At 65.9% G+C, this 14,526-nt stretch carries 11 protein-coding genes; 3 read left to right on the top strand and 8 right to left on the bottom strand.

Features of this window, described 5'->3' with window-relative positions; all coding sequences use genetic code 11:
* Window positions 1-612: 612 nt before the first annotated feature.
* Window positions 613-3,204: a helix-turn-helix transcriptional regulator gene (locus MTY59_RS19620; RefSeq protein WP_250160884.1), complete on the bottom strand. Its 2,592-nt coding sequence runs from the start codon at window positions 3,202-3,204 to the stop codon at window positions 613-615.
* Window positions 3,205-3,687: 483 nt separating this feature from the next.
* Window positions 3,688-6,393 carry a LuxR C-terminal-related transcriptional regulator gene (locus MTY59_RS19615; protein ID WP_221042618.1) on the bottom strand — a complete coding sequence of 902 codons (2,706 nt, stop codon included), beginning with the start codon at window positions 6,391-6,393 and terminating at the stop codon, window positions 3,688-3,690.
* 1,136 nt (window positions 6,394-7,529) lie between these two features.
* Between MTY59_RS19615 and MTY59_RS19610 the strand changes: the two genes are divergently transcribed.
* Genes MTY59_RS19610 through MTY59_RS19600 form a run of 3 tightly spaced genes read left to right on the top strand, consistent with a single transcriptional unit; the run spans window position 7,530 to window position 9,605 of the window.
* Window positions 7,530-7,931: a helix-turn-helix domain-containing protein gene (locus MTY59_RS19610; protein ID WP_250160883.1), complete on the top strand. Its 402-nt coding sequence runs from the start codon at window positions 7,530-7,532 to the stop codon at window positions 7,929-7,931.
* On the top strand, window positions 7,900-8,397 hold the full coding sequence (locus tag MTY59_RS19605; RefSeq protein ID WP_250160604.1) for a hypothetical protein: 498 nt from the start codon (window positions 7,900-7,902) through the stop codon (window positions 8,395-8,397). The genes MTY59_RS19610 and MTY59_RS19605 overlap by 32 nt, the downstream gene beginning before the upstream one ends.
* Window positions 8,394-9,605 carry a DUF6545 domain-containing protein gene (locus MTY59_RS19600; protein ID WP_221042616.1) on the top strand — a complete coding sequence of 404 codons (1,212 nt, stop codon included), beginning with the start codon at window positions 8,394-8,396 and terminating at the stop codon, window positions 9,603-9,605. The genes MTY59_RS19605 and MTY59_RS19600 overlap by 4 nt, the downstream gene beginning before the upstream one ends.
* 23 nt (window positions 9,606-9,628) lie before the next feature.
* Here MTY59_RS19600 and mshC read toward each other — a convergent pair whose 3' ends face one another.
* The 6 genes from mshC to MTY59_RS19570 form a co-directional block, all read right to left on the bottom strand.
* A complete protein-coding gene (mshC, locus tag MTY59_RS19595; RefSeq protein WP_221042615.1) occupies window positions 9,629-10,864 on the bottom strand; it encodes a cysteine--1-D-myo-inosityl 2-amino-2-deoxy-alpha-D-glucopyranoside ligase in 1,236 nt (411 codons plus the stop codon).
* A gap of 100 nt (window positions 10,865-10,964) precedes the next feature.
* Window positions 10,965-11,759, bottom strand: a complete 795-nt coding sequence (locus MTY59_RS19590) for a 3'(2'),5'-bisphosphate nucleotidase CysQ (RefSeq protein WP_221042614.1) — start codon at window positions 11,757-11,759, stop codon at window positions 10,965-10,967.
* A 66-nt stretch (window positions 11,760-11,825) separates the two neighbouring features.
* Window positions 11,826-12,641, bottom strand: coding sequence for an SCO1664 family protein (locus MTY59_RS19585; RefSeq protein ID WP_347881594.1), 816 nt, complete (start codon window positions 12,639-12,641; stop codon window positions 11,826-11,828).
* Window positions 12,625-13,212 (bottom strand): DUF3090 domain-containing protein, encoded by a 588-nt coding sequence (locus MTY59_RS19580; RefSeq protein WP_007770786.1) that lies wholly within the window; start codon window positions 13,210-13,212, stop codon window positions 12,625-12,627. The genes MTY59_RS19585 and MTY59_RS19580 overlap by 17 nt, the downstream gene beginning before the upstream one ends.
* A 62-nt stretch (window positions 13,213-13,274) precedes the next feature.
* Window positions 13,275-14,024, bottom strand: a complete 750-nt coding sequence (locus tag MTY59_RS19575) for a histidine phosphatase family protein (RefSeq protein WP_221042613.1) — start codon at window positions 14,022-14,024, stop codon at window positions 13,275-13,277.
* A gap of 148 nt (window positions 14,025-14,172) precedes the next feature.
* Window positions 14,173-14,475, bottom strand: a complete 303-nt coding sequence (locus MTY59_RS19570) for a PIN domain-containing protein (RefSeq protein ID WP_221042612.1) — start codon at window positions 14,473-14,475, stop codon at window positions 14,173-14,175.
* Window positions 14,476-14,526: the final 51 nt, after the last annotated feature.

Genomic DNA, 14,526 nt, shown 5'->3' with positions numbered 1-14,526 from the left:
CAGTCCTCCAAATTTCGCTTTGGCATGAGCCGAACAGTTGAGTGCACTAGCTGTTGCTGACCGCGCGCGCTGAAGCGGTCTTGATGAAGTGCATGATCCCGAGCGTCGTGGGTTTCAATCCTGTTGTCAGGCTTATCAAGTCGGTAGCGTAGTCTGGACCCCCACATAGAGTGGTACGCGCGCGCCGACAGAGTGGTGGCTCCGCAGCGACAGGAAATTGCACAACCGAAAATTAACCTAGTAATACGAATTAGCTTGCACACCAGTGATTTTCGCTGTCAACGCCGACGTTGTTCCTTATGTGGCGACACTGCCCAGCCCGAAGACGGACATCGAGCTTCGCGAAGATCTGGATGCTTGTATCGATGGGCGTGGGTCAATTGCGGAACGTCCGTCATGACGTGCCGATGTCGTCGTCTTGTGCCCTGGACGAATCCGGGCTCAGTAGTTGGACGCGCTGGTCGCGTGGTAGGACCCCACCTGCTATTCCTTTGCGCAGGAGGGATTTTCGGTTTTCAGTTGGTTGCTGCTATCTCCAGGCGTAGGCGGACCACGGGCCGGTGGCGCAGCCCCTACCGGCAACCCCGCCCAATGCCCTGACAACGCGTTGCCTCATGACGCATCTCGGTTGATCAGATGAATGAGTTGGTCACGATTGTTGATGCCGAGTTTGGTGAATAGGCGGTACAGGTGTCCCTCCACCGTGCGTACCGAGATGACCAGCCGGTCGGCGATCTCGCGGTTAGACAGCCCTGCCGCGACCAAATTGACGATCTGACGCTCGCGTCCGCTGAAGGGAAGCGGGTGCGCCGCGGCTTCGAGGGCCGGTGTGCGTGACCCGCATTGGTTGGCCAACGCGTGCGCCCACGTCGACGACTCGACCTCCTTACGACGCTCGCCCCGGTGAGCATGTTCGCCGGCCGCCTGAGCCGCCGCATCGGCGGCGAAAGCCAATGCGCCGAGATCGGCGAATCGATGGGCCGCGGCATCGAGTAGGTCGCCGTCGTGTTGTGCCAGACCGCGGGCGTGGTCGGCGACCGCTTGCGCCGATGCGGAGTTCAAGGTTCGGGCGAGCTCATCCACTCGCGTGGCCTGCGAACGATCGCCGAAGCGAATGGCTGCATGGCAGGCCCGCATCTCGGCAACGTACATCCCGGCTGTCCGCGCGATCTGCGCCGCTTGCGCTGCATGTGTCTGGGCGGCCGCCGTGTCGCCGACAGCTGCTCGCTCCCAGGCCCGGGCGAGTTCCAGTTCGGGCAAGAACACCGCGACATGTGGTCCATATGCTTCCTCCGCATGCCGCAAAGCCGCTGCCGCCGCCGCACCGTCCCCCCGCGTCCCCTCGGCCTGGGCCAGCAGGGCGGCCACCACCAGCAACCAAGGTGACGGAAAGCCCTGGGACAGTTGGGAAATGGACCGTGCGAGAGTGGAGCACGCTCTCGAGAGCTCACCGCGGGTGACCTGCACGAGCCCGAGCATCGCGTCGACCATGGCCTCCGCTGCAGGAAGGCCCGTAGCCATTGCGGCGTAACGCCTATGGATTCGGTCGGCCGCCGGATAGTCACCGGCGGCGGTCGCAACCATAACCTCGGCCAGTCCGATCGCGAACCGCTGCGTTCCCGCCCTGCAGAGCGCCGTCGCACGCACGCCGGCAGCGGCTATGCCGCTGACTTCGGAAAAACGTCCGGCCGCCATCAAGGCACCGCATGTCGCGACAGCCGCCCACACGGTCGCCATCGGGACTACACCGGGCTCACACAGCCCGGGCCCAAGCTCGATCGTCGTCTCGATATCTCCGCGAAAGAACCCGATCGAAAGCTCGCACGCATTGACCAGCTCGAGACCGCCCTCGGTCACGAGACGCTGTTTCACGTCGGTGAGTACGCGCATCGCGGCTTCGGCGTCACCGCATCCCCATGCCAAGTTCGCAGCGCGCAGACAACCCCACCGCGCGATCGACCATTCGTCGGCTTCCTCGACGTCGGCGTCCATGAGGATGGACTCGGCCTCGTCGCCGCGGCCCTGCCAACTCACCGCCTCGGCAAGCACCAACGCGGCCGGCAGCCCTCCACCACGATCGACTGCAAACCTCGCCAGCTCCTCACCCAGGGCCACATTCGACATCGCCAACGCATCCGCCGCCGCCTTGACAGCCACATCGAGGTCGGCTTCCAAGTCGCTGCGCATCATGAACTGCGCCAAGTGGATACGGCCGCGGGGATCCGAGATCTGCGAGCGCCGCCCCACCGCCCGCAAATGCCGTTTAAGGGCCTTCGCCAATATGCCGTTGAGCTGCCGCGAGCGCACCACCCCGGCATGGCGGACCGCGGCTTCACCGAGCATGGGGTGATTCAACTGCGCCACGGTGTGGGAACCGTCGGCAACCAACTGGATCAGACCACGGCGCTCCAGGTTTGCCATTGCGTCCGCATCGCAGATGTCACGCAGGATTTCCAACTCCAGCAATTCGGCGGTGGCCAAGAGCTCCACCACCTCCAACTCCTCTGGACTCAGCGCTTGCAGCCGAAACTCCAGAGCATCGTTGAGTTCGCGATCCGGGCGCAGCGGGCCCTGAAGATGCCAGCCCCGATCGGTGTGTACCAAAGCCCCGCTTTCCCGGCCCGCCGTGAGAAAACCACGCAGCAGCAACAGATTTCCCGCACTGCGTTCAAACAACTCGTCAACCAGCCCAGACTCGACCGGACCCCCCAGGACCGCGTCGGCCAATAGAGCGGTCTGCTCGCGGGTGAAGGGATCGATGTGAACGGTCAGCAACATGCGCTCTTTCAACAACGCAGTCACCGCGTCCAAGACCGGATCGCCGGACCGGATCGTCACGATCAACCGCGCACTGCGGCCGGCCGCAAGTTGATTGATCAAGGTGGCCGACAAGGGATCGAGCAACTGCGCCTCGTCGACCACCACCACCAGGTTCTTGTCCTGACCCAGAGTGTTGTGCGCGGCCGCCAGCATGATCGCCGGTTCGTGTCCCACTCCGAGGCTGACCACACGAGAAAATGCACCCAGCGGCACAGCGCAACCCGTTTGAGTGCCCAGCGCGAATCGCACCGTGCGCCCCGCCGACTCGACCGTCTTTGCCAGCATGCGAGCCAGGGTGGACTTGCCCACCCCACTGTCCCCGACCAGCGCCACCCCGTTGAAGTCCCCGTTGTTGAGCGCCGCGAGTGACCGCCGGAACTCCACATCGCGCCCCACGATGGGCCACGCCGACCCATTAACCCGTTGCGTCAAATGATGTATCTCCCACTCCCACCGAGGTGCCGACATGGCCACCAGACTGTTGCTGGACCGCTTACCGCATGCCGCGAGCCACTGCGGTTCGCAGCCGCCGGACGACCCGTCGAGTTCGCGGCGCTACATAAAGCCGGAACGCGCCGCTGCCAGATAAAGCCTGAAGAAGTCACGCGAAGCGGAGGCCATGCCCGAGCAGGCCGACGGGATTACGTCCTCGACTACCTGAAATTCGCTCGGCGGGACCGCATCTGCGGGTCCGGGCGGGTCGACATCGCGAACAGGGGTCCGGATCGTGTGCTTCCGACTACCTATCATGCGCCGGAGCGTATGGCCGCTCGAGCGGCCATCGATGGAATCTATAGAGAAGTCGAGTGGTGTGCGCGCCGAGATAGAGTAGCGGCCACTAGGATTCCATAGGTCGGCTATACAAACTTAGCCCGCATAGGGGTGAACATCGTCCCCGTGACCAAGCAACCGACTGCCGGGGCCGAAGAACTCTTTCCCTGCAAACGGCTCTCGGGTCGTCAGCAAGGCGAGCTGTTCGCGACTGTTGACGCCGAACTTGGTGAAAAGGCGATAGAGGTGTCCCTCCACCGTGCGTACCGAAATGACCAACCGCTCGGCGATGTCACGGTTCGACAAACCGGCCGCGACCAAACTCACTATCTCGCGCTCACGGTCGCTGAAGGGAAGCGGGCATATCGCAGCCTCGAGCGCCAGCGTGCGCAACTCGCAACGCCTGGCCAAAGCTTGTGCGCAGGCCGATGACTCGAATCTCTTGGCGCGGTCGCCCCGGCGGGCATGTTCGCCGGCCGCATGCGCCGCTGCGTCGGCGGCACAAGCCAAGGCGCCGAGATCGGCGAATGAACGCGCCGTGGCATCGAGCCGATCGCCGTCGCGTTCCGCCAAACCGCGGGCATGGTCAGCGACTGCCCCGGCCAGCGCCGTGTCCAAAATGCGGGCAAGCTTCTCCAGCCTGGCGGCCTGAGAATGATCGCCGAAGCGAACCGCTGCGTGGCGTGCTCGCATCTCCATCACGTGCGTCCCCGCGGCGCGCGCGATCTCCGCCGCTTGCATGGCATGCGTCTGGGCGGCCTTCGCGTCGCCGGCGGCTGCCCGCTCCCAGGCGCGCGCAAGCTCGAGTTCTGGCACAAACACCGCAACGTGCGGTCCATAGGCTTTGTCCGCGCGTCGCAATGCCGCGGTGGCCGCCGCGCTGTCACCGCGCGCCCCCTCGGCCTGGGCTTGCCAGGCCGCCACCACCACCAACCACGGTGACGCATAACCCTTTGCGAACACAGCGATTGCACTGGTGAACAAAGCGCACGCCGAGGTCAGCTCTCCGCGGCTCAGCCGGACGAGTCCCAGCATCGCGTCAACCATGGCTTGCGCTGAGGGAAGACCGCCAGCCATCGCGGCGTAACGCTTGTAGATTCGCTCGGCCGCGCAATCATCCCCCGCCGCCGTCGCGGCCATGATTTCGGTCATCCCGATGTTGAATCGATGCGGCCCCAATCCGCACACTTCAGCCGCACGCACCCCGATGTCCGCTATGCGGCTGACTTCGGAAAAGCGCCCGGTCGCCGCCAATGCGCCGCAGGTCGGGAAAACTGCCCAAACGGTTGCCACCGGCACCAAACCGGACTCGCACAGGCCCGGCCCAACCTCGATCGTCGTTTCGACTTCCCCATGGAAGTAGCCAACGGACAGCTCCAACGCATTGATGAGGCCCACGCCGGCCTCGGACGAGACACGCTTCTTCACGTCATCGAGTTCCCGAGTGGCGGCTTCGACGTCCCCGCAGCCCCAGAAGAAGTTGGCGGCGCGCAGGCAGCCCCATCGCGCGATCATAAAGTCGTCGCCGCCGTCGGGTTCGGCATCAGCCAGCACCGAGTCCGCCTCGTCGCCGCGGCCCTGCCAACTCACCGCCTCGGCAAGCACCAACGCGGCCGGCAACCCCCCACCGCGATCGACCGCAAACCTCGCCAGTTCCTCACCCAGCACCACATTCGACATCGACAGCGCGTGCTGCGCCGCGTCGATGACCACATCGAGGTCGGGTTCCAGGTCGCTGTGAATCATAAACTGCGCCAACCGGATCCGGCCGCGGAGGCCGGGCCGCCTCGGCCGGGCCCCGGCCCGCTCATGCTTCTGTAGGGCTCGCGCCAATTTGCCGTTGAGTTGCCGGGCGCGCACCATTCCAGCGTGCCGGGTCGCGGCTTCACCGAGCATGGGGTGATTCAACTGCGCCACGGTGTTGGATCCGTCGGCAACCAACTGGATCAGGCCACGGCGCTCCAGACTTGCGATGGTCTCTGCATCGCAGATGTCGCGCAGGATCTCCCACTTCAGCCCGTCGGCGGTGGCCAAGATCTCCACCACCTCGAGCTCCTCCGGACTCAGCGATTGCAGCCGAAATCCCAGGACATCGTGAAGTTCGCGATCCGCGCGCAGCGGGCCCCGCAGTTGCCAGCCCCCCTCCGTGTGAACCAATGCTCCACTTTCCCGGCCCGCGGTAAGAAAACCACGCAGCAGCAACGGGTTTCCCACACTGCGCTCAAACAACTCATCAACCAGACCGGACTCGACCGGACCACCCAGAACAGCGCCGGCCAAAAGTCCCGTCTGCTCGCGGCTGAACGGTTCCACATGGACGGTCAGCAACAGGCGCTCTTTCAACAAGGCAGTGACTGCATCGAGCACCGGCTCACGCGACCGGATCGTCACGATCAACCGCGCACTACGGCTTGCCGCGAGCTGATTGATCAACGTGGCCGATAGCGGATCGAGCAACTGCGCGTCGTCGACCACGACCACCAGGTTCTTGTCTTGGCCCAAGGTGTTATGCGCGGCGGCCAGCATGACCGCCGGTTCGTGCGCCGCTTGAAGGCTCACCGCGCGGGAAAACGCGCCCAGCGGCACCGCGCAACCCGTTTGAGTGCCCAGCGCGAATCGCACCGTGCGCCCTGCCGATTCGACCGTCTTGGCCAGCATGCGGGCCAGTGTGGACTTGCCCACCCCACTGTCCCCGACCAATGCCACCCCGTGGATTTCCGAGTTGTTCAGCGCCGCAAGCGACCGCCGTAGCTCTACATCGCGGCCCACGATGGGCCACGACGACGCGATTTCCCTGGGCATTTTCAACCCTACATTTGCTGAGGGGGCCTTGGCGCCATGGCGTTCCTCAAAGCCAGGCATGCGCCCAGCAAGCGGCGCCTCGACTCCCGAATGGGCCCACGACCAGCCCCTGCGACGACAGCCAAGCGTTGTGGCCGATTGTTGTCGCGTCCCCGCGGCCGACGCAGCAGCCTGCCCACCGGCGGCCGCGTCAACTCGCTCTTCATATGCACCGGACTCAACTCCCTCTCCAGCCCAGTATTTGCCAAAAATATACCCCTAAATTGGCTTGACAGCAAAGTGTCTTCCCCCACCGAGATTCGACACTCGTGTAAATTGTTGCATGGGTTATACAGGTGTTTCATAGATTCACACCAGCCTTAAGTAGCAGTGTCCAGCAAACAACAAAACCAGCGCGCGACTTCGGATGAGACCGCCGATCGAAGCGACGCCTACGAAAGTTCAGGTCTTGGATTGCAAACTGGCTAACAACGCCGGCGGTGCTGGCCAGCACGGGGAATGCGGCTTTTAGTGGCGCCTCGATATCCGAGTCGGGCGCCATGTAGACAACGCCAGGACTGGTCTGTGGCGGGCATCAGGCGCCAGTTCGACTTTGCTGCGCGATGCCACAACCTCGCGTCCTGCTGGTCCAATTCGCCGTACGTTGCTTCGCCTGCGCGATCCAGGCGGCTGCGCGGGATGTGAAACGCCAATTGCATCGGCGCCCCATGATCGAAGGTCGATCCAGCGCGATCGCACTGGCCCCACGCCGCTCGCCAGCAAAGCCGGGACCCCGCACTGGGTAATGAGCGCGGCGATCGCCGACTCACGGTGCGAAAACCTCGTGGCGAACTGTACACCGCAGTACACGCCACGCATTCAACCGTACGTTGATGAAAATGTAAAACCGAGCGGGGACGCCTGTGGATAAACGCGGTGAAGCGCTTCACCGGCTACAGACCCCGAGGTCACGGTCGTGCAGCTGGAAAGGCACAGCATGGCCAATCGGGGGTGGGTCGCCATGGGCGCGCCTGTAACATGAGTACACACAGGTGACGTTCGGATGAAATGAGAGTGCATTGGAAGTCGATGGCACCAAGGACAAAGGGCCGGATGACAGCGGGTTGGCAGCGCGCCTGAACAAGCTCTTCGAGCTGATGCGCAAGGCGGGCACGCCCCCGCTCTCCAACGCCGCGGCCGCGGCGGCAATCACCGATAAAACCGGCGTCCCGATCAGCCCGGCTTACCTTTGGCAACTCAGAAGCGGCCTCAAGACAAACCCCACCGTCGCCCATTTACGGGCGATCGCCGACTATTTCGGCGTGCCGCCGTCCTATCTGGTGGATCGTGGCACCGACCCGGCGATCGACGCGCAATTGAATCTCTTGCAGGCGTTGCGTGACAACGGCGTACGCGATCTGGCGGCCCGTGCATCCGGCTTGACTCCCCAGGCTCTCAACAGCCTCGCAGCGATCGTCGATCACCTCCGCGAACTCGAACGACTACCCCCTATCTCCTCCCGGCGGGATGGCCAGCTCGATGCCGGCATCAAACGCTGACATCCTTGCGCTGACGCGCACGCTCCCGATCCCTGTCCCCTGGGACCGAAACGTTTTCATCGAGAACCTGGGCCAAATGCGCGGCCGGCCCATCCGGCTCGTCCCGGCGGATACGGCCTCGCTGGCGGACAGCCCGTGCGGGCTCTGGCTGGCCTGCGACGACGAAGACGTGATCCTGCACGAGACCGGAACCACCGACTACCACATCGACCAGATCGTGGGCCACGAGATCGGGCATATCCTGCTGGACCACGGTCGCAGCGCCAGCCGCCCCTGCGATGCGGCAGTGTGCCAGGCCTTGCCCGACCTCGATCCCGACACGGTGCGCGCGGTGTTGGGACGTGGCGACTACGCGAGTGACCAGGAGCGCGATGCCGAGATGTTCGCGTCTTTATTGTTGATCGCCGCCGCTGAGGCGGCCGAACGTCACTCCATGATGCGTAGCGCCTTCTTCCGCCGCCAGTGACCTCCACCATCCCGGGCATCATCGCGTGGCCCGTGATCACGATCATGGCGATCGTTCTCGCGGCGCGTTTCCGATGGTGCAGGGCCAACCTGTACCAGACCTACCTCAACAATGTGATGGCTTGGCTGCTGCTGGCCCAGCTGTTGCGTGAGCGCAAGGTCGAAGCGGTGTTGTCCCAAAGCGCTCTCATGACTGCGACCACCGCTCAGCAATTATCCTGCGTCGCAATGATTTTAGCGAGCGGTGAATTCGTCGGGTTCACCATGCTGTGGAACAAGATCTCACCGGAGGAAACACGCCGCAGTCACCGCTATTACCGCCTGGCCGCCGTCGCGTTGTCGGTGGCATTCCTGGGTGCGGGTACCCGTGCGCGCGTTGCGGGGCAGACGTTTGCGGTGTCCGGCGGCTGGGACGCGGTCCTGGCGCTGAGCCTGTACCTGACCATGAGCGTCATCCTGTTGATGCGGCTGCTGTGGATGTTCGGCTCCGAGCTGATCAGAGCCACCGAGCGTCGCGAATCGCTGCTCGCCACCGCCGCGATCCTTGCGGTTGTCGTGACGGCGGCAGCGTGCATGGAGGCGCTGGTGCTGGCGGTGAGCGACCAGCTCGGCTGGACCCACACCGTTGGATTCCGGGTCCGGGTTCACGGTTCGGAGTTCCTATGGAGGGCCGTCATCGTCTATCTCTTCGGTGCGGTGCCGCTCGTCGTCAGGCTGCATTCGTTTTTCGGGTTGGACCGCATCAGCCGCACCTGGAACCGTTTACAGCCACTGCGGCTCAGCATGACAGCCGTGGTGCCGGAAAGCAGTTTCAGTATCGAGCATGACCAGCGGCGATTCCAGAAGACCACTCTCCAGCTGCACCAAACCGTCATCGAAATCCGCGACGCGATCCTGCAGCTGCGCCACTACGTGCGTAGTACGGCTCCGGACCAGCTGGCCCATTTCCTCCATGAGCACTCGGTGCCGGCCGACGAACGAGACTCCGCGACAACCGCTTTCGAACTGGCGCGCGCCGCCGAGGCCAAGGCCGCCGGACATCGACCCGAGGCACCCGATAAGGCTTTTGCGGTGCGCTCCCGTTCAACAAACCTCTACGAAGAAGCCGTCGATCTGTTGGCGCTGGCGAAATGGTGGACGCCCGCGCTGACGGCCACCGCACGGGTCAACCCGGATGAACCCGGCGCGGGAACGGCTCTGCCGGCGTGACCGACGGCATGCCGCCGCGTCGGCTAGAGGGCCACGCCCAGTAGCGCATCGACGGCGGTCGCCACCAACTTGGGCGCCTCGGCGTCGTGGCCACCGTATTCCAGCGCATCGGTGGCCCAGCCATCAAGCGCGGCAAGGGCTTTGGGAGTATTCAGGTCATCGGCCAGGTATTGACGCAGTCGCGCGATCACGTCGGCGGCGTCCGGACCGGCCGGCAGCGCGGCCGCGCTGCGCCAACGCTGCAGCCGTGCGATGGCCTCGTCGAGCACCTGATCGCTCCAGTACCGGTCACCGCGGTAGTGCCCGGCCAGCAGCCCCAGCCGGATCGCCGCCGGCTCGACGCCCCGGGCGCGCAGCTGCGACACCAGCACCAGGTTGCCGCGGCTCTTGGACATCTTGTGCCCGTCCCAGCCGATCATCCCGGCGTGCACGTAGTGGCGCGCGAATCTCCGCTCGCCGCGCACACATTCGGCATGCGCGGCGGTGAATTCGTGGTGCGGGAAGATCAGATCGCTGCCGCCGCCCTGGATGTCCAGGCCGCTGCCGATGCGGCTGAGCGCGATCGCCGCGCACTCGACGTGCCAGCCCGGGCGGCCGGCGCCGAACGCTGAGGGCCAGCTGGGCTCCCCCGGCCGCGCGGCCCGCCAGAGCAGGGCATCGAGTTGGTCGGTCTTGCCCGGCCGTTCCGGGTCGCCGCCGCGCTCCGCGAACAGACGCAGCATGGTGTCGCGGTCATAGCCGGACTCGTAGCCGAACTGCGGAGTCGCGTCGGCGCGGTAGTAGATGTCGGGGTGCTCGCCCTCGACGACGTAGGCCGCGCCGGAGGCCAGCATCTTCTCGACGAGTTCGACGACCTCGGCGACCGCCTCGGTCGCCCCGACGTATTCGCGGGGCGCCAAAATGCGCAGCGCCGCCATGTCTTCGCGGTACAGCGACACCTCTCGCTCGGCCAGGTCGCGCCAGTCGATGCCGTCCCGCTCGGCGCGCTCCAGCAGCGGATCATCGACGTCGGTGACGTTCTGTACGTAGTGGACGTCGTGGCCGAGATCCAGCCACTGCCGGTAGATCAGATCGAATGCCAGATATGTCGCCGCGTGGCCCAGATGGGTGGCGTCGTACGGGGTGATGCCGCAGACATACATCGTGGCGGTCGAGCCGGCCGCCACGGGACGCACCTGCCGGTCAGACGTGTCATACAACCGAAGCTCCGGACCGCGTCCCGACAACACCGGGACCTGTGGGGAAGACCACGACTGCATGGCAATCAGCCTAGGCGCGCCGGCGAAGCAAGTCTGAATCGCCCGCCCTCACAGGCGAAAGACTGGCGGCGCCGGTTGGGGCGGTAGCGGCCGTTCGGCATTACCCGCCGCGGATGGCACCCAGCAGGATCGGCGCCAGCTCGGCGCGGCACATCACGAAGTCGGGCAGATACGGGTCGAGTTGGTTGTAGCGCATCGGCGATCCGTCGAGCCGCGACGCATGCATCCCCGCGGCCATCACCACCCCGGCCGGGGCCGCCGAATCCCACTCCCACTGGCCGCCCGCGTGCACGTAGGCGTCGACGTGCCCGTCGATGATGGCCATCGCCTTCGCGCCCGCCGAGCCGATCGCGACGGGCTGGATGGGCAGCGTCTGGCGCATCCGGTGCAGCACCGCGGGAGGACGGGTCGCGCTGACGGCGATGCGGATGGTGTCGGTGACGCCGACGCGCGCGGCGGCGGCGGTCACGGTGTCGCTGCGGTACACGATGTTCCCGCGGGCCGGCAACGACACCGCCGCGTCGGTGATTTCGCGCTGGCCGTTGCTGGAGCCGCCGGTGGGGCGCTGCCACAGCGCGATGTGCACCGCCCAGTCGTCGCGGCCGGGCGTGGAGAACTCGCGCGTGCCGTCCAGCGGGTCGATGATCCACACCCGGTCGTGTTTGAGGCGGGACAGGTCGTCGTACGCCTCCTCGCTGAGCACCGCGTCGTCGGGCCGTTGCTCGTGCAGGCGCCGCAGTATCAGCGCGTTCGCCAGGCTGTCGCCCGCGTCGCCCAGCGCCCACGGATATCCGAAGCCGACTTCGTCGCGGACCTTCAGCAGCAACTCCCCCGCATCGGCGGCGAGATCGGCGGCCAGGGCGGCATCGGTTATCTCGTCGGCGGCGGGGCTCACCGCTTCAGTATCGCCGACGGCATACCGCGGCCTTCACCGAAGGCGGCGCCGCCCTTGCGATCACCGCTAAAAAGCCGGCCACGGGATGGGGCGATGCCGGTTGGGTCCGGGCATCACCGGGTTGTCCAGCAGCGTGTGCGCGCGCAGGCGCAGCGCGGCGATCTCGGCCCGGGTGATGTGCTCGGCCAGCTCGTCGCCGAACTGATCGTCCAGCGCGTCTACCAAGCCGGCCACGGCCTTGCACGTGTGATCGTCGATCGGCTTGCCGGCCCATCCCCACAGCACCGTGCGCAGTTTGTCCTCGACGTGCAGGCACACGCCGTGGTCGACCCCGAAGATGTGGCCGTCGAGGTCGCGCAGCACGTGCCCGCCCTTGCGGTCGGCGTTGTTGACCAGCACGTCGAACACCGCCATCCGCCACAGGCGAATGTCGTCGGCGTGCATCAGGACGACCTCGTCGCCGGCGTAGTCGAGGGCGCGCAGCACCGGCAGGTAGCCCGGCTGCCTGGTGCCGGCGGGAAACAGGTCGACCAGATCCGGCCCCGGCCGCGGCTCGCTGTCGACCGCGTCGCCGGGTTGCTGCACCCACCGCTGCAGCATGCCCGGGCCCGCCGGCCCGTGCCGAATGATCGTGTAGGGCACGATGTTCCAGCCCAACTTCGCGGAGACCAGATACGCGGCCCGTTCGCGGCCGGCCAGCGTCCCGTCCGGAAAATCCCACAGCGGGGCCTCCCCGGCGACCGGCTTGTAGACGCAGTGCACGCTGGTCTCGCCGAGCGTGGATTCGCAGAGGAAGGTGCCGTTGCTGGCTGAGCGGATCCGTCCGATGACCGTCAGCTCGCCGTCGCGCAACACCTCACGGTCGTCAGACCTCGGGGTCATCGTCAGGCCCGAGCAGCGCACTGCGCCGATATCCGTTGGCGCGTGCACAGATATGGCCCTCTGGGTCCAGCGGTTCGTCGCACAACGGACACGGTGGACGTCCCGCGGAGATGACGCGATTGGAGCGGGTGGCGAATTGGCGGGCCGACTCCGGCGTCAGGAACACCCGCACCGCGTCGGGACCCTCTTCGGTGTCGTCGAGCACCACCGACGCGTCGAACTCGGCGTCGGTGACCGCCAGCAACTCGACCACCACCGTCTGGGCCTCCGAATCCCAACCCAGGCCCATGGTTCCGACCCGGAACTCGGCGTCCACGGGAGTGACCAACGGATCGAGATCCTCGATCTCGGCGGGCTCCGGTGGGACGGGCGTGCCGAACCTGCGGTTCACCTCGAGCAGCAGCGCACCGATGCGTTCGGAGAGCACCGCCACCTGCTGTTTTTCCAAAATCACCGACACCACTCGGGCGTCGTGCACAGCCTGGATGTAGAACGTGCGGTTTCCGGGCTGACCGACGGTCCCGGCCACGAAGCGGTCGGGTGTGCGGAAGACGTGAATTGCGCGGGCCATGGCACTTCCCAAAATACCGGCTGTTGCCACCGCCGTGCGATCCGATGGAGGTAGCCGCCGAATTAATCCGTGGAACCGCCGACCACCGCGTCGCTGGACGGTACCGCGGCGGCCGATTCCTGGGGCTCTCCGTTGGACTTGGGGTCGGTTTCGGGCTTCGCGTCTTCCTTTGCCGGGGGCCCGGCCCGCAGGGCGGCGGACAGCCGCGCGCCGGTGTGGTTGACATGCAACACAAACGGGCGCAGCTCGGTGTAGCGGATCACGCTCACCGAAGCCGGATCGGCGGTGACCCGCTGGAACCCGTCCAGGTGGATGCCGTACGCGTCGGCGATGACCGCCTTGATGACATCACCGTGAGTGCAAGCGACCCACAGCACATCGCCGCCGTGGTCGGCGGCCAGCCGGCGGTCGTGCTCGCGCACGGCGAACACGGCCCGCGCCTGCACCTGAGCGAGGCCCTCGCCGCCGGGGAACACCGCCGCGCTGGGATGCGCCTGAACGACCTTCCACAGCGGCTCGCTGACCAAATCGCCGAGCTTACGGCCCGTCCACTCGCCGTAGTCGACTTCGGCGAGTCGATCGTCGACGAGCGGCGTCAGGCATAGCGCGTCGGCCAACGGGTCGAGGGTGCGACGGCAGCGCAGCAGCGGCGAACTGACCAGCTCCCGGATCGGCAGATCACCAATCCGATCGATCAGGCCGTCCGCCTGTTCACGGCCCTTGTCATCGAGGTCGACGCCCTCGGAGCGACCGGCGAGTACGCCCGCCGTGTTCGAACTCGAGCGGCCGTGCCGTAACAGGATGACGGTCATATCGACCACGACGGTACCCGGTGGACGGGTCCGGGCAGGACTAGCGCCAATGGTGGCGACCGCTTCGCCCGGCTTGGCCTGTAGTGGCGACCCGCTTCGCCCGGCTACGCCGCGCTTGCGATCGCCACGGCCGCGCTTGCGATCGCCACTACCGCGAAACCGGCTCCGCGTGCGCCACGGAGTCGCGCACCGCAGCGCTCAGGCTGCGCTCGTCGGTGAGGTCGAGGTCGACCAGGCTGCGGACCGCCCTGGCGACCACCTCATCGGCCTGCGGAACGGGCCCCGCCAGGCGCGGCCGGTAAACCTCGACGACAAGGGATCGGTTCTCGATGTGGAACGAAAAACTTCGCCCATCACCGACTTGTCCGTACCCGCTAGCGGAAATGCCTGTCGACATGTCCTCGACAGCAAACTCATTCTGCGCCAAATGACGGTCAGCGGTGACGGCCATGAGCCGACCATACCTCGCCGATGGACAGGGACGCAGGCAGCATGGCCCTGT

Origin of the sequence: Mycobacterium senriense (assembly GCF_019668465.1) — a bacterium.
GTDB lineage: Bacteria > Actinomycetota > Actinomycetes > Mycobacteriales > Mycobacteriaceae > Mycobacterium > Mycobacterium senriense.
This window is presented reverse-complemented; position numbering and strand designations above follow the sequence as displayed.